Annotated in this window: 18 protein-coding genes and 1 tRNA gene; 7 read left to right on the forward strand and 12 right to left on the reverse strand. The window is 49.1% G+C overall.

Going from position 1 to position 22,007, the window contains the following annotated elements; all coding sequences use genetic code 11:
• Positions 1-684: aminoglycoside 6-adenylyltransferase (locus L0156_07760; GenBank protein MCI0602895.1), on the forward strand; the 684-nt coding region annotated here is incomplete at its 5' end.
• A gap of 11 nt (positions 685-695) precedes the next feature.
• Here the strand turns inward: L0156_07760 and L0156_07765 are convergent.
• Both L0156_07765 and L0156_07770 read right to left on the reverse strand, forming a co-directional pair.
• Positions 696-777 (reverse strand) — tRNA-Leu (locus L0156_07765).
• 140 nt (positions 778-917) lie between these two features.
• Complete coding sequence (locus L0156_07770) at positions 918-1,145, reverse strand: hypothetical protein (GenBank protein ID MCI0602896.1); 228 nt, start codon at positions 1,143-1,145, stop codon at positions 918-920.
• A 105-nt stretch (positions 1,146-1,250) separates the two neighbouring features.
• Here L0156_07770 and L0156_07775 point away from each other — a divergent pair, with 105 nt between their 5' ends.
• Complete coding sequence (locus L0156_07775; GenBank protein MCI0602897.1) at positions 1,251-2,201, forward strand: SDR family oxidoreductase; 951 nt, start codon at positions 1,251-1,253, stop codon at positions 2,199-2,201.
• On the opposite strand, the gene L0156_07780 is transcribed toward L0156_07775, so the two are convergent.
• Complete coding sequence (locus L0156_07780) at positions 2,171-3,229, reverse strand: glycosyltransferase (GenBank protein ID MCI0602898.1); 1,059 nt, start codon at positions 3,227-3,229, stop codon at positions 2,171-2,173. The genes L0156_07775 and L0156_07780 overlap by 31 nt on opposite strands.
• 54 nt (positions 3,230-3,283) lie before the next feature.
• Here L0156_07780 and L0156_07785 point away from each other — a divergent pair, with 54 nt between their 5' ends.
• Positions 3,284-4,438: a glycosyltransferase family 4 protein gene (locus L0156_07785; protein ID MCI0602899.1), complete on the forward strand. Its 1,155-nt coding sequence runs from the start codon at positions 3,284-3,286 to the stop codon at positions 4,436-4,438.
• A 5-nt stretch (positions 4,439-4,443) separates the two neighbouring features.
• On the opposite strand, the gene L0156_07790 is transcribed toward L0156_07785, so the two are convergent.
• Positions 4,444-5,253: a sulfotransferase gene (locus L0156_07790; GenBank protein ID MCI0602900.1), complete on the reverse strand. Its 810-nt coding sequence runs from the start codon at positions 5,251-5,253 to the stop codon at positions 4,444-4,446.
• A 50-nt stretch (positions 5,254-5,303) separates the two neighbouring features.
• Between L0156_07790 and L0156_07795 the strand changes: the two genes are divergently transcribed.
• On the forward strand, positions 5,304-6,185 hold the full coding sequence (locus L0156_07795) for an EamA family transporter (GenBank protein ID MCI0602901.1): 882 nt from the start codon (positions 5,304-5,306) through the stop codon (positions 6,183-6,185).
• A 44-nt stretch (positions 6,186-6,229) separates the two neighbouring features.
• Here L0156_07795 and L0156_07800 read toward each other — a convergent pair whose 3' ends face one another.
• Entirely contained in the window at positions 6,230-6,811 is a 582-nt protein-coding gene (locus L0156_07800; protein MCI0602902.1) for a DJ-1/PfpI family protein, read from the reverse strand.
• Between the two features lie 202 nt (positions 6,812-7,013).
• Between L0156_07800 and L0156_07805 the strand changes: the two genes are divergently transcribed.
• Entirely contained in the window at positions 7,014-9,509 is a 2,496-nt protein-coding gene (locus L0156_07805; protein ID MCI0602903.1) for a protein kinase, read from the forward strand.
• A 261-nt stretch (positions 9,510-9,770) separates the two neighbouring features.
• Here the strand turns inward: L0156_07805 and L0156_07810 are convergent, their stop codons facing one another.
• The 7 genes from L0156_07810 to L0156_07840 form a co-directional block, all read right to left on the reverse strand.
• Positions 9,771-10,037: a DUF4242 domain-containing protein gene (locus L0156_07810; GenBank protein MCI0602904.1), complete on the reverse strand. Its 267-nt coding sequence runs from the start codon at positions 10,035-10,037 to the stop codon at positions 9,771-9,773.
• Positions 10,030-14,493: a tetratricopeptide repeat protein gene (locus L0156_07815; GenBank protein MCI0602905.1), complete on the reverse strand. Its 4,464-nt coding sequence runs from the start codon at positions 14,491-14,493 to the stop codon at positions 10,030-10,032. Before L0156_07815 ends, L0156_07810 begins: the two co-directional genes overlap by 8 nt.
• A gap of 53 nt (positions 14,494-14,546) precedes the next feature.
• Positions 14,547-17,669, reverse strand: a complete 3,123-nt coding sequence (locus L0156_07820; protein MCI0602906.1) for a glycosyl hydrolase — start codon at positions 17,667-17,669, stop codon at positions 14,547-14,549.
• Positions 17,670-17,718: 49 nt separating this feature from the next.
• Positions 17,719-18,180 carry a MarR family winged helix-turn-helix transcriptional regulator gene (locus L0156_07825; GenBank protein ID MCI0602907.1) on the reverse strand — a complete coding sequence of 154 codons (462 nt, stop codon included), beginning with the start codon at positions 18,178-18,180 and terminating at the stop codon, positions 17,719-17,721.
• Positions 18,181-18,249: 69 nt separating this feature from the next.
• Complete coding sequence (locus L0156_07830) at positions 18,250-18,876, reverse strand: hypothetical protein (GenBank protein ID MCI0602908.1); 627 nt, start codon at positions 18,874-18,876, stop codon at positions 18,250-18,252.
• Positions 18,877-18,889: 13 nt separating this feature from the next.
• A complete protein-coding gene (locus L0156_07835; GenBank protein ID MCI0602909.1) occupies positions 18,890-19,426 on the reverse strand; it encodes a hypothetical protein in 537 nt (178 codons plus the stop codon).
• 160 nt (positions 19,427-19,586) lie between these two features.
• On the reverse strand, positions 19,587-20,072 hold the full coding sequence (locus L0156_07840; GenBank protein ID MCI0602910.1) for a heme-binding protein: 486 nt from the start codon (positions 20,070-20,072) through the stop codon (positions 19,587-19,589).
• A 114-nt stretch (positions 20,073-20,186) separates the two neighbouring features.
• Between L0156_07840 and L0156_07845 the strand changes: the two genes are divergently transcribed.
• Both L0156_07845 and L0156_07850 read left to right on the forward strand, forming a co-directional pair.
• The gene (locus L0156_07845) at positions 20,187-21,209 is read left to right on the forward strand and encodes an SMP-30/gluconolactonase/LRE family protein (GenBank protein MCI0602911.1); all 1,023 of its coding nucleotides are present in this window, start codon (positions 20,187-20,189) and stop codon (positions 21,207-21,209) included.
• Positions 21,210-21,232: 23 nt separating this feature from the next.
• Positions 21,233-21,910: an antibiotic biosynthesis monooxygenase gene (locus L0156_07850; protein ID MCI0602912.1), complete on the forward strand. Its 678-nt coding sequence runs from the start codon at positions 21,233-21,235 to the stop codon at positions 21,908-21,910.
• Positions 21,911-22,007 lie beyond the last annotated feature (97 nt).

Below are 22,007 nucleotides of genomic sequence, written 5' to 3' on the forward strand. Positions count from 1 at the left end.
CGGAATCACGAAAAATATGTTGAGGACGATCAATGGCTTTCGCGAATTGGCAAGTTATGGCTCTACGTTCCCGATCAATATGACGAAGCGGGCGAAGTGGTTCCCACCCGGTTGGCCATTTATGATCATGGAATCAAAGTTGATTTTGCGTTTTACAAGACAGTAACCCTTCCAAAGCTGCGTTGGACCGGAGGCTACCATTTACTTCTGGATAAGGATGAATTAAGGGCGCAGATCAAGAGTGCCTTACCAGACAAAGCCAGTGTACTTAGCGAGAAAGAGTTCGTATCACTATGCAATGAGTTCTGGTTTGAAACATATCACGTCGCGAAATATTTGAACCGAGAAGAACTGTGGTTGGTGAAATTTAGAGACTGGTCAGCGAAAACATTCCTTTTGCGCATGCTGGAGTGGTATGAACAAGCCAGCCACAATTGGAATTATGAAACCTACTGGATGGGGACCAAGATGCATGCATGGCTGAGTCCCGGCATCTGGGAGAATCTCCATCGGACGTTCGCCCATTTTGATCGCGAAGACAGTTGGGAATGTTTACTGAATACGATCCAACTTTTCCGGACAATTTCCTCTCAATTAGCGGCCCGAATGAATTTTGCCTATCCCACGGATGTTGATGAAAATATCACGCGGTTTATTCTGCCGTTGCAAAAAAGCAGCGAGTAATCAGTGTTTGATGCGAAAGGGGGGACTCGAACCCCCACCCCTTGCGGGACTGGCTCCTAAGGCCAGCGCGTCTGCCAATTCCGCCACTTTCGCGTCAGATTCAATATGATAAGGCGAATAGAGAAGCCGTTCAATCACAGGATTTCTGGGAACCGATGTAATGGAACCGCCAAGACGCCAAGGCGCCAAGAAATTACTAACTATTTCCCGAACTTGGCGTCTTGGCGGCTATTTCACGCGCAGTTTTTCAGCAATTGTGCGCGAGCGAGAGCCAGGATGTGCGGAGAAGTGCTGAGGTTGATGAAACGCCAGGGGAACCTGTTCACGTTCAGATACAGGTTCCAGGAACCATTGTCCACCTGGGTTACGTAACCGACCTGCAGCTCGATTCGAACCAGGTATACAAAACCTTCATCGATTACTACTGCATAGCCGTATTCGTTCCATTGCTCTGTCGTCATAACTCATCACCCGATTTCTCGTATTGCAATTGACGTGCCAGATTTTGCGGCCGATCGCTGTCGTCGATCACGGGGATTCAGGACTGTTGAATGGAGAACGATTGTATGGATCGGATGACATTTTTTGTTTCGCGATATACTGGAAAAGAAATTAGCGTAGAAGGAGCAGAATTCATGAATTTAGTCGTGGGAGCCACGGGCGTTTTAGGCACTGAAATTTGCAGGTTATTGAGCGAGAAGGGCAAACCTGTCCGGGGTTTGGTTCGGGCTTCGGCTGCCGAAGAAAAGAAAGAATCGCTTCGCCGGATGGGTGTTGAGCTTAGTGAAGGAGATTTACGAGACGCGTCCTCGTTAGAAAAAGCATGCCGGGGTGTGAACAATATTGTATCCACTGCGACCTGCATCGTTTCGCAACAACCAGGCGATTCGCTGCTCAAAACGGATCGCGATGGCCACCTTGCACTGATTGATGCCGCAGAGAAGGCCGGCGTCCGGCATTTTGTATTCATTTCGTTCCCACCAACTCCGTTCGAATTTGCATTACAAACAGCGAAAAGAGAAGTAGAAGAAAGCTTGAAAAAGAGCAGTCTGATTTTTACAATCCTTCAGCCCACGTTTTTTCAGGAAGTCTGGTTAGGACCGCATCTCGGATTTGATGCAGCAAACGGGAATGTCCGGATTTATGGTTCGGGCAAAAACAAAATCAGCTGGATTTCTTTCCGTGATGTTGCCCGGTTCGCTGTCTTGTCGCTGGAAAATCCGGTGGCCGAAAATAAAATCATCCCACTCGGTGGACCTGAAAGCCTGAGTGCCCTGGAAGTCGTAAAAATATTTGAAGAAGTAACCGGACGTCCGTTCAAAGTAGAACATGTGCCTGAAGAAGCATTGAAGGCCCAACACGAAGCGACGACAGAGCTCGTACCACGAACTTTTTCCGGACTGATGCTGAATTGCGCACAAGGCACGGTCATTGAAATGAAAGATGTCTTGCAGTGGATGCCGGTAAAACTTCAGTCAGTGCGTGATTACGCCGGCACATTTGCGCCGAGAAGATGATCATACATCGATTCGATTTTTTGCATTTGTTTCCGAATCGAGAATTCTTTTTCGATTCTTGCGCGGGCAGCAGCTCCCATCTCGGTCCATACATCCTGATCGTGCATGAGCAGCGCGCAATATTCCGCGAATTCTTGCGGGTTGACGGCCAAAAATCCGTTCACTCCTTGTTCGATGACTTCTGAATTGGATCCGATTCTTCTTACGACCGCCGGAATTCCCATTGCCTGAGCCTCCAGCAAAGCATTGTTCATTCCTTCTGTTTTGGAAGTGCTGATGAAAACTCGCGCACGGGCCAAAATTTCGCGAACGTCATCAACGGAACCAGCGAATTCAATGCCTGCCGAACTCTGATTGCTTGCGCCACCTCCCACAACGATGCAGCGCAGCTGTGGAAATTGACCGCGCAATAATTGAAAAATTTGATCGAGATCTCTATACGCTTTTTCACTGGAAACGCGGCCGACTGCAACCAGAGCGTCTCCCCTGCCCTGTGGTTGAAAATGTTCAATGTCCACCCCGTTCCAAATGGTACGAACTCGATCTCGTTCGACCCAGCCGGCATCGAAAAACGCCAATGCAGAGGAATGGGAGGGAAACAGAACAGAATCAGCATTCCTCAGCGCTTGAGCGATGAGAAATCGTTCCCATTTCTTGTTTCCAAGGAGCCGCAACACCTCAAACATGCTCCCGGGTGAAGCAACGCACGGAATTTTTTCCAGTTTGGCAGCAAAAGCACCTTGCACAATTGAGGAATACAGCCTGCAATGAATCATTGCATACTTCTTTGTTGTCAGAAGATTTCTAAGAGCAGGGAGAATTTGCGGCGCATAAAAATCAGAAGATTGCGAAAGGAAATGAACCGGCACATCCGGATGACGAAAATACGCGAACAGCTTTTCGGGAGGCGAAGCAATTAAAGAAGCAATTTCCACATCATACTTTTGGCTGAACCTTGCGACATACGAAAGTTGTCGCTGGGCGCCCCCCTCCTCCAATTGTGAAATCAAATGAAGGATAGCCGGCATTTTGCTATCTTACTTTGATACTTTATCGGCTCCAAATGTTAGAATTCTTAAGTCATGCCACGATTACGCATAGTACACATCATCACAAAACTGGAGCTGGGGGGCGCACAGCAAAACACGCTTTATACAGTTGCCAATCTGAATCATTCTGTTTTTGAACCTCATTTGATCTCGGGTCCGGGTGGAATTCTGGATGATGAAGCGCGCGAGCTGAAAGATGTTTCGGTGCGGTTCTGCGGTGAGTTGAGCCGTCCGATCCGTCCGGTCGCGGATTACCAGGCGTATCAGCAGCTTCGACAGCATCTCAAGGAAATCAGGCCGGACATTGTTCATACACATAGTTCGAAAGCAGGCGTGCTTGGCAGATTGGCGGCGTCCGCAGAAAAGGTTCCTGTCATCATTCATACCTATCATGGATTCGGGTTCCACCGTTATCAAAATGCGGGAGTATTCAAGCTTTATGTTGCCCTGGAAAGAGAAGCCAGCAGGCGTGGTCATCATTTGATCTTTGTTTCCAAAGAGAACAGGAAGTGGGCTGAAGAGCTGGACTTACTCCAGAACTGTTCTGATTCTCTCATCCGCAGTGGAGTAGAAATCGACCCTTTGCTGCAGGCGGAACGAAGCGATGCCTTTCGCGAACAACTCGGAATCCCGAAAAAGGGGCAAGCGGTTGCAATGATTGCGTGCTTGAAACCTCAAAAAGATCCGCTCACTTTTGTGGAAGCTGCCGACATCGTAAGTCGAAAGATGCACAACGCAAAATTCCTGCTGATCGGTGACGGAGAGATGGCTGATGCCGTATTGAAACGCGCAGCAAAAATGCGGTATGCGCACAATTTTGTTCACCTAGGATGGCGCAGAGAAATTCCCGAGATTCTCGCAAATCTTGATCTGGTGGTGCTTCCCTCACTCTGGGAAGGATTGCCGCGAGTCATTCCGGAAGCCACCATTGCCGGCATTCCGGTCATTGCAAGCGATATCGATGGAATCAGGGAAATCATCTTTGACGGCCGGAACGGCGCTCTTGCAGAACCTCAAAATCCGCAGGACTTCGCCGAAAAAATTTTGACGGCCCTGGACGAGGAATGGAAGGTGGATTCGGATCTTTCCCGTGTGATCCAGCATGAGTTCGACATACGGGAAATGGTTCGCCAGCAAGAATCTCTATATCTGAAACTCGCTTCGACAGCTGAAATTACTGCGAAGTAGAATGATCAGCGTTTTGTGCTGTTTGTAACGCCGGCATCTTGCCGGCCAGGATTAGCGGAACTCGATGTTTTTTGCCGGCCGGAGGCCGGCGTTACAAACTCCCTTCTTACACGAGCTATGAGAAAAGAGGGCAGGTATTTTTTCAGAACAAAAACAAAGTTCCGGTAAATTTTGCTTACCGATAGAGCGTGCTTCTCTGCCTTGAATGTGCGGTTCGCTTCAAGCGCATCCCAGGTATGTTTTGTTTCGGTTTCAATTCTCTTTTGAATCTCATCCGGCAAATGAAAACCTAGCTTCTGATCTCTATGAAAGAGATACTTGCCCTTCACTCCCAAAAACAAGCACACCTTTTCGAAAACTTCCGGATCGGAAATCAAATCCGTATAGCTGACAATTGCCATGTGATCTTTCCAGACAGAAGGCAGGTTGAGCGCGTATCCATTTCGTTTGTTCCATAGTTGAATGAATTCCTCCAGATCATTAAACTGCGGCCATAAAGTCACCTGAGAACCAAAAACGTGCACAGGATCCCGGTAAACATAAACGATCTTCACTTCATAATCCCTGTATTCGTTTAAGACAGCTTCAATGCTTCTTTTCTTTGTTTCATTCACAGGTTTGAGAAGAACTGGAGCGGTTGCAGCCTGAAGAATCTCCCGAATTTCCGGTTCCGGCCGTAAATCAAACTGCTCATAAATCTCACTCGTTTCTACATCCACCATCGGAATGCATCCGCCCCCGCGCTCAATGCTGTCAAAAAGGGCGTTGGTCCCGGAGCGCTGGTAACCCATAACCATCAGCAGTTTCTTGTTCATAGGATCCATTCGGATTGGTTTCGAACTATAGATGATAACATTCTTGATTCATGACAATGGAACGCCCTTCAAAAGCCAGAGTGTTCGCGGCTTATGCCGCCGTATACATAATCTGGGGATCAACATATCTGGCGATCCGGTACGCGATCGAAACCATTCCACCCTTCATGATGATGGGAGCACGCTCCATTCTTGCCGGTAGTGTTCTCTTTGTCTGGAGCCGAAAAAGCGGAACGAGAGTATCGCGGGAAGAATGGCTGCCACTCGTGATTGTGGCGATTCTTTTTTTCGTGTTAGGACACGGCTTGCTTGCCTGGGCGCAGAAGAGCGTCGCTTCCGGACTCGCTGCAGTTCTCATCGCATCCGATCCCCTGTGGATTGCGGTTATCGAATCTCTGGCCATCAAAGAATTCCGATTGCGCGGGAGGCAGATCCTGGGTCTCATGATCGGTTTTGCCGGAATCGTATTGTTGTTTGCGCCGGACCAGTCTGTCAAGATAAATACGACGGCGGCCGCAATCATCCTGCTGAGCGCTATTTCGTGGTCCGTTGGAGCGGTCTACTCGCGCGTTGCAAAACTTCCCAAATCCGCTACGATGGCAGCGGGAATTGAACTGATCCTCGGCGGTTTCTTTCTGCTTCTGGTAACATTCCTCTTGGGTGAGTTTAAACATTTTCACCCGTCCGCTGTGTCGCTACGTTCCTTTCTTGCCCTGATCTACCTGGTTGTATTCGGCTCGATTGTTACCTTCACAGCCTATGTGTGGCTCCTCGGAGTTACATCGGCAACGCGAGTCGCAACGCACACTTATGTGAATCCTGTGATTGCAGTTTTGCTCGGATGGTCGCTGGCCGGGGAACAGTTTACTTTGATGATGCTGATTGCCAGCGCCATCATTGTGTTCTCCGTATACCTGGTCCTGGAACGTTAGTGTCAGTTGCTATTTTGCAATTTGTAACGCCGGCGCTACAAAGATTACGGTTCGATCTTTGTACCGAGCACCTTTAGGAATTTGGTGAGCCAATCCACGTGCGCTGACCATGCCGGACCAGTCACAAGATTCCCATCCGCCACGGCCTGATCCCATGATAGATTTACGTATTCGCCCCCTGCAATCTTCACTTCCGGACCCACAGCGGGATAGGCCGAACAGGTTCTTCCTTTCAACACATCGGCTGCTGCGAGCAATTGAGGAGCATGACAGATTGCCGCGATCGGTTTGTTCTCTTTCGCAAAATGACGCGTCAGTTGAAGTACTCGATCGTTTAATCTCAGATATTCAGGCGCTCGTCCTCCCGGAATTACAAGAGCATCGTAGTTATCGGCGTTGATTTCGGTAAAAGTTGCGTTTAATGTGAAATCATGACCTCGTTTTTCACTGTACGTCTGGTCACCTTCAAAATCATGAACAGCGGTGCGGACTTTGTCGCCGGACTTCTTATCGGGACAAACCGCATGAACCGTGTGACCGGCAATTTGAAGCGCCTGAAAAGGGACCATCACTTCGTAGTCCTCGACATAGTCCCCGACTATCATAAGAATTTTCTTCGAAGCCATAGCAGCACCTCCTTGCTTTATTAAGAATCAGTGCCCACAGGGAAAAAATCAAGATTTGACAGTAAACTGGGCGGAAATATTTTGCGCCACAGGCAAGATGAAGGCGCTATAATAAACAGTTCCATAAGGAAAAACGAGGGGGGATCTTCTGAAACGGCAAAAGAAGATTCTGATTGTCGAAGACGACAGCAGCTATAGAGAAGTGCTGAGAGCCTACCTGAGCGATCGCGGCTTTGCCGTGAGCACAGCAGGAACCGGCGCAGAAGCCTTATGGAACCTGTCGCAAGAAAAACCGGACTTGATGATTCTGGATCTGGTCATGCCGGAAATGTCCGGTGAACATGTTTGCCGCCTCCTAAAGAGTGATCCGGCGCTGAAAGACATTATCGTTTTTATCCTCACCGCAAAATATGATCTTCAGACGAAACTGAATTGTTTCAATATGGGCGCCGAAGAGTACCTGGTGAAGCCTTTGGACATGGAAGAACTGTCCGCTCGTGTAACCCGTTTTCTCGAATTTTCCGATCGTAATAAACCGGTCCTCGCTTCCGATGAAAGAACGATGACAATCGGAATTGAGGATGCTGAGAAGACAAGACAAGATTCTGCTTCGGTGAGCACAACGCCCGTGATGCCTGGGACGAATTTGCAAGTAGCGGAAAAGCATAAATATGGAAGCTATCGCGTCGAACGACTGGTTGGCAAGGGCGGCATGGGTCTTGTCTACAAGGCTTACGATGAGCACCTGGATCGTTTTGTTGCTTTGAAAGTTCTCTCAAAACAATGGACCGACAATACGGAATTTGTTGAAAGATTTCGGAGAGAAGCAAAGTTGATTGCTGCTGTCAATCATCCTGGAATTGCGCAGATTTATTCACTCGGACAAGATCAAACGGAATATTACTTCGCCCTGTTATGGTGTCCCGGCGGTTCGTTACGTGATTTGATTCGAAACCAGCAAAAGATCGGATTTTTGAAAGCCGTGGAGATCATTCTGCAATGCGCCCGCGCGCTCGCAGCTGCCCGGCTAAAAGGAGTTGTTCATCGAGATGTTAAACCGAGCAATATCATGTTTGATGAAAATCAACAAACCAAACTCGTTGACTTCGGCATAGCTCACAGTGAGCAGGTTTCAGCCAACATTACAGTAGCTCAAGAAATCCTGGGCAGTCCTGCCTATATGGCTCCCGAGCAGGGTAGAGGCGATAAAGTGGATCATCGCGCAGATATTTACGCGCTTGGCATGACATTCTTCCAAATGATAACCGGAGAACTTCCTTTCTTTGCAGAAACTCCCATGGGTTGGGTGATCAAACATGAAAAGGAACCGTTTCCCACATTCCAACAGGTTCAGGGAAAAATGCATCAAAAAGCGTACGGGATCATCCAAAAGATGACGAGGAAAGCTGCTTCTGACCGGTACGAAAGTTATGCGGAACTCATCACGGATCTGGAAACGGTGCAAAGCGAACTCTTTCGCGAACGCCAGTTCAAAGTTCCTTCCGCGAGTCACATTGCGCCTGTTCCGGCGGCCCAGGGAGACAATCTATTTAACGTACTTCTGGAAATTGTAAAAAAGAATGATTCGGGAATTCTCATTACCCGCTGGGGACCGCTTGAAAAGAGATTCTTGATATTACAGGGAGATCTGGTGCTGTATGAATCACCGCAAATCGAAGAAAACGTCTGGAAAAAAATAGTTGAAAGAGGGATTTTGGATCCGCAAAATATCTCACTCCAAAATCAGAATATGGAAGAAACGTTAAACCGATTGCTCTTTCTGCAGGCTCTTTCACTCGATGATTTTACGGCATGTTACAGGCCTCTGATGAAAACCGCTCTATTAGAGGTTTTCCGGTGGCCTGTGGTGGACGTGGAATTCTTTAAAGCGGATATCAAACAAGATTCATTTTGTAAGATCCCTTTGAGAGCAATCTTAATGGAAGGAGCCCGAAATTATGTGGATTTCGAATCGATAAAAAATCAAGTTCCGTACAATCGTTTTATCGTAAGAACATGGAAGTTCGATGAAATTTTTGCGGGCCTTGAATTGCCTGCAACGGAGAGCTTTCTGGCCTCTCGCATTGAAGGAGAGTCCGTAAATTTGGAAACTCTTCAACTGCTCACCGGTTTTCCCATAGAACAAATTACCCGTTTCATTCATGCTCTCAAGGGCTTTGACGCGATTGATTTCAAATCCCCGGAACAGCGCAAGCCGCGCCGCGAAACGACCACTCCACAGCCCACACCACACCCTCCCGGTCAGCCAGTTTTCCATGAGGTCACAGCCACGCCGACGCCAACTCCAACGCCAACGCCGAGGATTTCACACGCCGCCGAAAGTTACTATAAGCTTGCGGAACAGGCGATCTTAAAGAATGACTTCTGGAGCGCCGAAAGACTTTGCAAGGAAGCCATCGAGCTGAACCCGAGCGAGCCAAAGTATTACCATATGATTGGTCGTGCGATTTCTCACCGTCACGAATCGGCTCAGCTCGCCGAAGAATTTTTTCGAAAAGCAATCAACCTTGATCCACATAATGCTGAATATCGCGTAACTCTTGCAGACTATTTCAAAGACCGTGGGCTCATTGAAATGGCTATCGACGAGTGCAGGCAGGCAATCCAAATTTCACCGGAAAACAGGCGGGCCGCAATCCTGCTGCACGCGTTGGAAAAACACCAGGCTCATTCGTGAAATTGTAGCGCCGGCTTCCAGCCGGCAGGAGCGTTGTACCTTTGTATCTTTTTGCCGGCCGGAGGCCGGCGCTTGAGTTTCTACATTTGCTTCTGCATCTACGAGGAGAATGATTTTCTAAACGAACCATGCCGCAGAATGCCGGTGGTCATTTATGCAAGCCTGGAGGCTGGCGCTCCTCTAAGGGCGCCGCCATTCCTGGCGGCATTGTGTCCGCCGGCTTTTAGCCGGCGATGCCGGCGGAGGCCGGCGTTACAAAGCTTACGGGAACATGTCCGGGTTGATTTCGAGCGTCAGTAACGAAATCTTGTCGGCAGGCAATCCTGCTCTCCTTGCATGCTCACGGACCGCTTCAGGATTCGGGGCATCGTATTCACAATAAATCTTGCCTTCTGCTTCGGAAACATAACTTTTAATCCAAACAACTTCCGGCATACCTGCCAGCACTTCCTTTGATCTAAGAGAAGCCGCCTGCCAGGCATCCCTTGTTAAACCTGGAACGCTTCGTTCAATGATGTATCTAGGCACGATTTCCTCCTTGCGTATGATTCACCGCGCGCTGTAATTCTTTCCACGCATCTTTTAATTTTTGATCGCCAAAGTCAGCCACCATCTTTTCCGCTTCTACCATATAGTCTTCGGATCTGGCTTCCACGCTGCCCAATAATTGCAAACGTGCAAGATGATACAGCATCCAGGCCTCGCCTTTGGCGTCTCCCGTTTCCCGTTTGATTTGCAATGCTTCCTGATAATGCTGCATTGCCAGATCGATTTGACCACCATCGCTCTGCAGATCCGCGATCGCTGCAAGAGAGTGTCCTTCCAACTTTCGCTGACCTGTTCGCCGGTTTACGACCACGGCCTCTTGCAAGATGGTCAATGCTTCCTGGGCCCTTCGCATACTCTTTAAAGTTAGGCCAATGCTGTTCATGATCAACCCGCTGTGCACTTCGTCTCCCAGATCCCGAAAAATTTCCAGTGCTTTTTGATAGTCATTCAGCGCCGGCTCGTAATCCGCTCCTTTCCATTCCAGGATGGCAATGGAATTCAAGAGCGCGGCAATGACCGCAGGATCCTCAGCTACATCCAGCGCCTGAATTGCTTCACGGTAATTTTGAATGGCAGATGCAGAATCTCCTTTCTTCCGGCAAACTTTTGCCATCCACTCAGCCGTTTCTACAATTCCTTTCTTGTTGCCCATCGATTCGTGCACTGTTTTCAGTTTTTGCTGAACATTCAGTGTTTCGTCCCACAACTCTTGCTCTTCATAGAGAATGGCAATTTTGTTCAGTAGAGCAGCTTCATTGCGAAAATCCTGGAGTTTTGAAAATAAAGAAGCAGCTTCCTCCAGATAAGGAAGCGCTTCGGCTTGCCGGGCCATCCCTTGCAGCGTCTCCCCTACCATTCTCAACGAAGTCGCCAGTCCATCGGCGTAATGCGATTTCCTGTTTCTCTCAACGGCGCGTTTTTGCAGATCCAGGCATTCTTCCAGCTTTCCTTCCTGCCAGCACATATTTGCAAGCGACGTCAAATGAAATGACTGCATAATGACAAGACGGTAGCGCGTGCTCACCGCCATCGCAGCCTGGATGCAATTCATCGCCTCTTCCGGGTTCCCGAGCTCGCGATGAACGTTCCCCAGCATATGCAGCGCAGCAGCATGCTTCACCGGATCGTTGATCTGCTCATACAACTTCAAAGCTTCTTCCAGACAGGCGAGTGCCGCCTGAAGATCTCCGTGATTGCGCAGCACTGATCCCATATTTGTCAGGTCCGTAGCAAGCGCCTCTTTGTCTCCTCGTTCACGATCGATGAGCAGAGCTTTTTGATTGCTCGCAACGGCTTCTTCGTTTTTTCCCTGATGCCATCTCATGAAGCCAATGCTTCTCCATGCATTCCTTTCGCCGGAACGGTCGTTGAGTGATTCGCTCAGAGACAAAGACTCCTGTAACGCTGCTTCCGCCGCATTAAAACGAGCCAGCAAAGTCATCAACTCTCCCTGCCTCCTGTACACTTCCATCTGTCGCTGTTGATCGTTCTCGTTTTTCAGAGCATTCAGCAGCTCCTGCAGTATCTGTTCCTGCCTGTCTCGAATCCCCAACGTCTCGCACAGACGTTCTTCGCGCAACATCAGGTCAATTTTTAAGGCATTGCGGGATGGATTATCCGGAAGCTTGAGTAGCCACGTTTCCGCCTTCTTCAAAATATTCAGAGCCTCTGAAAATTGTCCGAGCGCTCTCACTTTTTCAGAAGATTTCGCTCCATATTCAACAGCCTTCGACCAGTGATCTGCCCTGCTGAAATGCTCTGCAAGGAAATCCAGGTGTTCTTCCAGACGCTCCTTATAGAAATCTTCAATCGCCTCCGCGACAAGCTGATGAATTTGCTTCTTCTCATGCGCTAAAAGACTGTCGTAAGCAACCTCCTGAGTCAGAGCATGACGAAATTTGTATGCAGGTTCCGGCAATACGTTTACCTGCTGAATCAGTCCCAGAGTCTTCAAGGTGGTCAATATAGAAGCAAGTCCCGGTTCATTTCCGGCAACGCGCTGAAGGATCGTTCGTGTAAACTCGCGGCCAATGACTGAAGCCGTTTGCAAAATCTCCTTCGTTTTACGGTTTAACCGGTCTAACCGGCTAAGAATTAATGCCTGAATCGTTTCCGGCAAACGAAGAATTTCGGGGGCGCTGCTCAGTATTGCTGTGCCCTTTTCCACTTTGACTTTTCCCTCTTCTTTCAAATTCAGACAAATCTCTTCTACAAAAAATGGATTTCCGCCCGATCGATCGTAAACTAATTGCGCAAGCGAGTCGCTCACCCTCTCTGCATCCAGCAAAGAGGACATCAATTCTCGTGATGAGCTTGACTCCAAAGGCTCCAGATAGATCTGGGTGAGATTGCGGACGCCGGACCAAGTCTGCGACGAATCAGGCCGGTAACACGCAACGGCCAGGATGCTTTGTTCCGGAAGCATTTCCAGTATTTGTTTGAAAGCGTTTTGCGAAGCTTCGTCTGCGCAGTGCCAATCTTCCAGAAGCAACAGAACGGTTGTATGTTTCTTTACCAACACAAATACAGAAAGCGCATCCAGAATGGCAAGACGGAGATTTTCCCCTTCCAGATGTTTCGGAAACGGATAGCGATCACTCTGTATTGAAAGCAAGTGAAGATAGAGTGGGATGAAGTCCTCCAACCGCGGGTCTATTTCCTGAATTTTCTTAATTACCTCATCAGCAGAAAAAGAAGGATGGTTTTCAGGAAGTTCGAGAGCATTCACAACCAGCTCACAAAAGGGCGCGTACGGAACAGCCGTTGCATAGGGATCACCGCGGCCATGCAAATAGCGAATACTGCCTTGAACGTTCCGTTTGAATTCGCTGAACAAGCGGCTCTTGCCGACTCCCGCTTCTCCGATCAATGTAACGAACTGTCCTCTACCCTCGGTGGCTTTTTGCCAGCAATCTTGCAACAGAGTCATTTCCTTCTGGCGGCCTGTATAGGGTGCAAGAAAGACTTCTGTCAGCGAATGCGCTTCGTTCAAGATCGCGTACGCGATAGTCGATTTTGACATGCCCGGAACAAGAATTGCGTCCCTCGATTCGGTGAGAAATAGCTGGCGCATCAGGCGTCGGCTTTCTTGCGTGATGACCACTTCATTTGGTTTTGCATTGGAGGCAAGGGTGAGTGCAATCTGGAAAGGCACTCCTGTGATTTCATACTTGCTCCTCCCGCGTAAAGAGGGTTGCATGACGACAAGTCCGGAATGGATCCCGGCGCGGAGAGAAACTAGTTGTTCACAGGAACCACAGAATTCTTTGCTGATCTCTGAAACTGCATTCTGCAAATCAAAAGCGAAATGAACAGCGGTAAGGAAGTCATTTTCCTGAGAAGCCGGTATTCCAAAGAGAACAACGATCCTGTCGGGATCAAATTCATTTAACACAGCCCGGTATTTTTCAGCAAGGCTTTCTGTGAATTTTTGAAGATTGTTGAGGAACCGCTGCACGTCATCCAATTGCAATTGCTCCAGTAGCTCTGCGTATCCCGCGATGCCGGCGGTAACGAAGGTCAAAGGCTTTTTCTCCGCTCTTTGAGGCGTAACCGGCAACTCAAATTCGGGGACCGTGGCTTCAGCGATACCTTTCAACGACAAAGCAGTAACAGTCAAGGATTGACCCGAGATTCTAACGGAGCGCAAGTCGTGGTTCGCTTCGGCGATCGACGAATAGCGATCATCGAGTTCCTTCGCAAGCGCCTTCTGAAGAATGCGACCAATTTCCGGAGAGAAGGAGGTCTCGGATAGTGGAACGGGATCACTAGAAATCAGTGAGTGCAGGATTTGCAAAGGATTTTCAGCGGGGAAAGGATGCTTTCCTGTTACCATTTCGTGAAGCACAAGACCCCAGGACCAGATGTCCGCACGTTGATCAACCGTCTTGCCAAGCGCCTGTTCGGGAGACATGTAAGAAATGGTTCCAACGGCCGTTTCTGCTTCCGTGATCTGCGAGGCTCCCGTGAGTTTGGCGAGGCCGAAGTCCAGAATTTTTACGAGTCCTGATCGCGTGACGATCACGTTGGCCGGCTTGATATCTCTATGCCAGATTCCATGTTCGTGAGCAATCGCAAGGCCATCCGCCATCTGGCATGCAATATCGAGCGCGTCTGGAATGGTGAGCGAGCCCGAGCTGATTTTTTCTTTTAGGGTTTTCCCTTCATACAGAGCCATGGAAATGAACATTTGGCCGTCCCTGGTCTGGTCGATTTCATAGATCGTGCAGAGATTCGGATGATCCAGCGATGAGGCTGCTTTCGCTTCCTGAACGAACCGCTTCCTGCGCTTTTCCTCCTGGCAAAATTCATGAGGCAGGAACTTGAGTGCAACAAGGCGTTCAAGTTTCAAATCCTCGGCCTTGTACACCACTCCCATTCCACCACCACCTAGTCTTTCAATAACTCTGTAATGTGAAACTTTCTTGCCGATCATCGCCGAGCTAAAGTCCTCCAAATATAACTGACGTTATGGAAAGCTACAAATTCTCACAAATCACCGCCAACTGTTACCGCCAGCGCTCCTTTTTTCGCGGCTGCCTCATTGAACGCCGCAAGATCGGTGCTGAGGATTCCTTTCAGCCTGGCGATTTGCGTATCAATCTCACGCTCCAGATCACGCACCCGTTCGCGCTGTCCTTCGGTCGGGCGACTGTCTGTAAATTCGAGTTGCATGTAGACGTATCCGAGCTGGTTATCCAGCTTGGTCGGAAAATTCTCCGTATCCTGATCCGCTTCGTTTCTGGATTGCATCAGCTCATCTTCAACAACGGTAAGCTTGTTCGCGAGCTGATCAGACATTTTCCGTAACTCGGTAACGTTCTTACCGTTCTTTCCTAACCTGACAACAACTTCTCCGGATTGTTGTCTCGCTTCGCGTAACATCTTTACGGCACGATAAATCTGATTCAAACGCTCATGAATTTGCATTTGAAAAGTAAATTGTTCGCCAAGCTCTTCTTCTGAAACGGACACGCGCGGATCCTTTAGGATCGCGAATGTCTGATCCTGTTGCCAGTCTTCTATTTTCAAGGTTGCTTTGTAGGTTCCAGGCGCCGCCCGCGCGCCTCCCAGAAATCCCCAGATAATTGTGCCTGCCGGAAAATCCACGACAGGATAGCGGAGATCCCACACAAACCGGTTGAGCCCCTTCTCCTTCGCCAGTTTCCGGTCTCCATCATATCTACCCATGAACTCGTAGGGGAATTCCGGATTCGGATGTGGCGGATGTTCGCTGGAAAACTCCTGGATCAAACGTCCGGCTGCATCCGAAATCTTCAAAGTGATCTCGCCTTTTATTTCTTGCGGCAGATTGTAAAAGATGATTGCTCCATTGGGCGGATTCTCATCACTCTTTCGCATTCGCATCCTGTATGCATCACGTGGTTTTAACAAAACGGGTTTGTCGCGCGGCAATTTGCCATCAGCAACCTGGTGTATGACGGTCAGATCATCCAGGATCCAAAAGCTCCTGCCTTGAGTGGAAGCGACAAGATCATTCTGGTGGGCGCGCAAATCGGTAACAGGAACAATCGGCAAGTTTAACTGCAGCGGTTCCCACTTGCCACCTTCATCGAATGAAACGAAAATCCCCTTTTCGGTTCCTGCGTAAAGAATTCCCCTTTTCAACGGATCCTCACGCACAGCACGCGCCGGCATATCATCCGGAATTCCATTTCTTCCAGTCGTCAAAAGTGTCCAGGTTTTGCCGTAGTTTTCCGTACGGAATATATAAGGACGCCAGTCACCCAACCTGTACTTATGAATCACTACATAAGCTTTCCCGGGATCATGCGGAGAAGGCTCAACGCTGTTCACGGTTCCCCAATCCGGCGCTCCCGATGGAGTGACGTTTCGCCAAGTCTTTCCGTCATCGTCAGAAACATGCACCAGTCCATCGTCGCTTCCTGCCCAGAAGATACCGGCGCGAATGGGTGATTCTTCAAACGATAAAACGTTCGAATAGACTTCGATGCCGGTATTTTCGTAAGTGATCGGTTCCCCCGAATAACCCTGTTTACTCTTGTCGTTCCGCGAAAGATCGGGACTGATCACTTCCCAGCTCTGCCCTTCATTGATCGTTCGGTGCACAAATTGGGAAGCATAATAAATTGTTTTGGAATTGTGTTTTGAAACGCGCAAGGGAGCATTCCAGTTGAACCGGTATCGAAGATCGCTAGCCGCGAGTCCAACTTCCATTTGAGGATAGGCCATCACGCTTCGATACTCATTTGTTTTCAGATTCAACCTGGTAATCTCTCCTCCATAGCTGCCTGAATAAATAATGTCGAGATTCTGGAAATCAAAACCGATGTGACCGCTTTCCCCGCCACCCACATCTCTCCAGTGTTCGTACGGAGTTACTCCCGGCAGCGCGCGGCTTGGCAGCGAAATCGTGGTGTTGTCCTGTTGCGCGCCATAGATGCGATAAGGAAACGCCCCATCGACATTGACGTTGTAAATTTCTGCGGTCGGCTGATTCAGCAAAGTTGACCAGTTTTTCCCTTCATCCAGACTAACGGACGCGCCCCCATCGGTCCCCATGATCATGACGCGCGTGTCTTGAGGATGAATCCACAGATCATGGCCGTCTCCGTGAGGGACATCGATCGTTTCAAAGGTCAATCCGCCATCGCGCGAACGAAACTGATCCACGTTCAAAATGTAGATTCTCTGTTCATCGCGCGGATCCGCATAAATATGCATGTAGTACCAGGCCCTCTGATAGAGCCTTCTCTTCTGCTCCGTTTCGAGACGTTTCCAGGTTTCCCCCGCATCGTCAGAGCGGAATAATCCGCCATCCTTTGCCTCTACGATTGCCCACACTCGCGTCGGTTTGGCCGGTGATACTGCGACACCGATTTTTCCCACAATTTCCTGCGGCAACCCACCGCTCAGTTTTTTCCAGTGATCTCCGCCATCTTCGCTTTTGTAAAGCGCGCTTTCTTCGCTTCCCGAAACAATTGTCCAGGGCTTCCGTTGACCGGTCCAAGCAGCCGCGTAAAGCACTCGCGGATTTGTAACATCCATGCTGATGTCTACAACACCCGTTTTGGCGCTAACGTACAGGATTCTGTCCCAGTTCTTACCGCCATCTTTAGAACGGAAAAGCCCGCGTTCTTCATTCGGTGTAAACGCATTCCCAACCGCTGCGACGTATACCAGATTTTCGTCCTCCGGATGGATTCGAATTTTTGCAATTTGACCCGCTTTGCGGAGTCCGCTATGCTTCCAGGTCTTTCCACCGTCCAGCGATTTGTATACACCCACTCCCAGAGCAACGTTTCCGCGAATGGTCGCCTGCCCGGTTCCCACATAAATAACATTGGGATCAGCTTCGGAAACGGCGATGGCTCCGATCGAACCGCTTTCGAAGAAACCATCCGAGATGTTATCCCAGCTTTGTCCAGCATTCATCGTTTTCCATACGCCCCCCGCATTGCCCATCAAGAACGTGTGCATTTGCCCCGGCACTCCGGTCACAGCGCTGCAACGGCCGCCGCGGGACGGCCCGATATTTCGGTACTTCAACGCCTGAAATGCCGGATTATCCGCTAACAGGTTAGACCCGGAAGTGAAGACTAGTAAGAACAATATTGCAAAGTGTCTCATCTCTCTATTCTACTTGGCGGCGAATTAGCCCACAAACCAAGTTCGTTTACTAGGAAGAGTTTCGATTCGGAGCCCATATACTTTCAGCAATTCGCGCCATGGCCGCGAATTTTTTCTCACCCAAGGTTGCTTGAGCATGCTTTTGAGCCTCTCTCCATGCAGGAAAAGCTTTTTCTACGAGGTCTGCTCCCTTTTGGGTAATGCCTAGTTCCTGTTTGCGGCCCCCCTGGCCGCTGACAATTCGCAGCCATCCTTCTTTCCTCATCCGGTCTAAATTGCGGCTCACCGTAGAGGCCTCCATCTGCAATGCTCCCGCAAGGGATTTCGCAGTTGGTTTCTGGATCCTTGCAATTGCAACGAGCATATTCAATTGATTCACGGTCAGTCCTATCGGACTCAAGGCGTGATCATAAATCGCAGTGATCACCCGGCTCATCGTTCTTATCCGCACTGCCAGGCAATCGCTGGCAATCGTTGCTGCAATCGACTGAAGCTTCTTTGAAGTGGTCATCCGCTCAATCTAAAGATAATTGTAAATAAAGTCCTCGAAAATGCGAATACTGGCTGCGAAGCTGAAAACCTAAGCGCGAGCCTTTAGGTTCGCGATTTTTTTGAAAGTGAGCGCGTGCAGTAGTATAAAAAGCGGTACGAAAAAAGTGGGAATTAAACTGACAGGGAAAGTCACCATCAGTTCGGTAGTCACCGTTCCGCGACTCAAGATTCCGAACGCGCTGTTGGAGTATAGGATCCCCATAACAATTGCGGAAACCAAATCAATGAATCCGAACGAATTCCAGACGAGAAGCCAGCCGTGAGACACTGTGCTCTTACGCAACTTGGGAAGAAGAAGGAGGGCACCCAATGCAGCGATGATATCCCCCAATCCTTCAGGGATCGCAAAGCCACCTGGCAAAGCGCCTTTAAGCCACGCAATAATAAAGCCGAGTCCGACAAACCGCCAGAGATGCGACGAGACAATCAGTGTAAGGCTAAGACTTTCAGTAAAGGCACGAAAGGCATTACTAACCAGATACGCGACCGAAAACCCTAGAATTGGCAGCGTGATGAAGGCGCCAACCACAAGCGGTGGGCGGCCCGGTTCGTTCACTTTGCCAAATGCACCGCAAATAAATGCGGCGGAAAACCAGGCAATCACAGCGACAACAGTGAATAATCGCGCTCGTGCAATCCTGGGTTGTTTTTCCATTGTAATCTTTCCTTTAATGAGTACGTTGAACGAGAAGTTTAAATATGAGGCCATGGGTTATCAGCGCTGGCGGCACTACTACAGTTGGAATAAAGAACGCGGCGCCGAGCATCCTGGGATCAAGCTGGACCGCAAAGACCCCTTGGTAAAACGCAAAGACAAGATCGGTTGCGCCCCAAACGTTGAACAGCCATACGAGCGGTGTGGCCAACGACCCCCGTTTGGAAAGTACTATGGATGTCGCAATTGCGAGGATGGCTGCAACCAGATCGCCGTAGGCGGCTGGAACAGCGAAGCCCGATGGTAGCGAAGAAGAGACAACTCCAGGTACCAGGAAACTGAGTCCAACGAACCGAAACGTGTGAGGCAACACCAATGGAAGGAGTGCATCCATTCGGTCGAGCCGCCGAAGCCGGGGCCAGATGTAAAGCTTCGTCACCAACCCGAAGGCCACAAAGCTCATGAGAATGCTGAGCCCAAACAACGCCTGAATTCCCGGCTGTTGCCCGGCTGGGATTGTGACAAGAACGAGTGCGTCTTTAACGTTCATAATATGTATATACAACCATTATAATGTATATACAAGTTTGTCAAGAAGTGAAGCTTCGCGCCGGTGTCCTATATCGTCGCATCGTCTATTTTGCACGCACGAACCCGCAGCAAATGGGTGGAAAACAAACTTACAAGAAGTAACAAGAATATCGGTTCATTTACGGCGCTTTTGGGATGGCCCGTTCAATCACTGCAGCTCCCGCTTTTGCTATATCTTCATCTTCCTGGGGAGTATTTCCACTAACTCCGATTGCTCCGATCACTTGTCCCTGGTAAATAAGGGGAACGCCGCCCTGCAACGGGGTTGCGCCCGAAAGCGCAAGCGCGGCAACGCGTTCCTCGCGAATCTGATCTTCAAAAACCTTGCTTGGCCGGCGGAAGATTGCAGCTGTTCTGGCTTTGCCAATTCCAACTTCTACACTTGCGACCTGTGTATCGTCCAATCGTTCCAGCAAAAGCAGGTAACCACCATCATCTACAACTGCAATCACGACTGCCGCTCTCCTTTTCTTCGCTTCTGCTTCGGCGGCGTCTGCTATCTGTTTCGCTACTTCCAGCGTTAAAACTTTTTTGGACGGTAATTCGGCGATTGAATTCCCGCCGAACATCAAAGTCAAAGTTAGAACTCCAATGATTTTGCTCATAGTTGATTTCATAACGTTTTGTCGTAAAGGGTGGATGAAGCTTACAAAGAGACATTTTTCACAATTTTGTAATGATTCACCCGCTACCTCTACTAATTAGCGGAGGAAGCGGTTATGAAAAAATACTTATTACTCTTTCGGGTGATCTTGCTTTTGCTTGCGTTCCATATCGTCAGTGAATTCTCAATCGCAACGCTTGCAACGACGCTCTCCACACCGAACATCGTTCGCCTTGACTCGCGTGCGAATGCGATTGTGCCTGCAGATGCCGTACTTGAAAAAATAGCAGATGGATTCAGCTGGTTGGAAGGACCAGTCTGGAACCGGGCTGAGAGGTTTCTTCTGTTTTCGAACGTTCCTGATAATGAAGTGTTGAAATGGAAGCAGGGAGAAGCGGTTAGCGTTTTCCTGAAACCAAGCGGCTACACAGGCAAGGAAACTTTTGAAGGGAAGGAGCCTGGATCCAACGGGTTAAGTTTTGATTCTCAGGGAAGGCTGGTGTTTTGCCAACATGGGGATCGGAAAATCAGCAGGCTGGAGAAGACCGGTTCGAGTACAACTGTTGTCGATCACTACAATGGAAAAAGATTGAACAGCCCGAATGACGTGATTTTCAAATCAAATGGCGATATGTATTTTACGGATCCGCCCTTCGGTTTGCCGAAATCTTTCGATGATCCTAACAAAGAGCTGGAATTTCAAGGTGTCTACAAGTATTCAAAAAACGGCATTCTCACCCTGTTGACCGGAGAGTTGAAAGGGCCGAACGGCATCGCATTTTCCCCGGATGAGAAACAATTGTATGTGTCCGATTACACCGGAGCAGCCTGGTTTGTTTTCGATGTCAGACAGGATGGATCGGTATTCAACAAACGTCTGCTACTGGATGCGAACGGCCAAAAGAAAAATGGACCTGGCGGACCGGACGGCATGAAAGTGGATCAGCGCGGCAATATATTCGCTGCGGGTCCGGGGGGTTTATACATTATCGCGCCCGGCGGCAGAATCCTGGGTAGATTCGATTTTGGTGTGCCCATTGGAAACTGTGCCTGGGGAGAAGATGGTTCTACTCTGTTTATCGCTGCGAACACAGCCCTCTATCGTATCCGGTTGACAACCAGAGGAGCCGGATTCTGAAATTCAAAATCTAGGAGATCTATATGTCATTGAGAAACGCTTTGTCATTCTGTTTCGTTACTTTACTTTTCTTCGCTTCGAACGGATTGGCCGTTGATCCGGTAACAGTTTATCCCAAGAACTACAAAGTCCTTCTGGAGAACGAGAACGTGCGAGTTTTGGATTTCGTGCTTAGAAAGGGAGACACGGAAAGTTTTCATTCGCATCCTCCGCATGTTGCCTACATTCTCACAGGATTCAAGATACGCTTCACTTTTCCGGACGGCCGCACGGCGATTCGAGAAGCGAAAGCGGGGGACGTTTTATACAGTGATGCTGTGACGCATTCACCTTTGAATATTGGTGAGACCGATGCGCACGGCCTCTTGATTGAGATGAAAACTGTGGAAGCTGCAGGTGCGCTCTCTCCGGATCAGCTTCTCACAGCCGTAACTTTTATTCAAGGCATGGAAGGGAAAGATGAAGAGTTGAAGAGTGAACTTCTTGCGCTTGAAGCGCCAACGCGATCCGAACCGGGAAACATTACTTATGATTTATACCAATCAACCGTTAAGAAGAATGAATTTATGCGGTTCGAAGTCTGGCGAAACCCCGAAGCACTGGAAGAACACAAGAAGACTCCTCATCTCAAAGCTTCGTTCAAAAAGCGTCAAGAACAGGGTTGGAAAACGGAAATCACAACATGGAAGCGGGTCCCCTAAGTGTCCCTTCCCATAAATATGATGACATATGCTGCTGGCTCGCAGGCTTGATGGCAAGGCGCGAGCGAGGCGCATACCCGCTGTGGTATGTAACGAG

Source organism: bacterium (genome assembly GCA_022616075.1).
In the GTDB taxonomy this organism is placed as follows: Bacteria; Acidobacteriota; HRBIN11; order JAKEFK01; family JAKEFK01; genus JAKEFK01.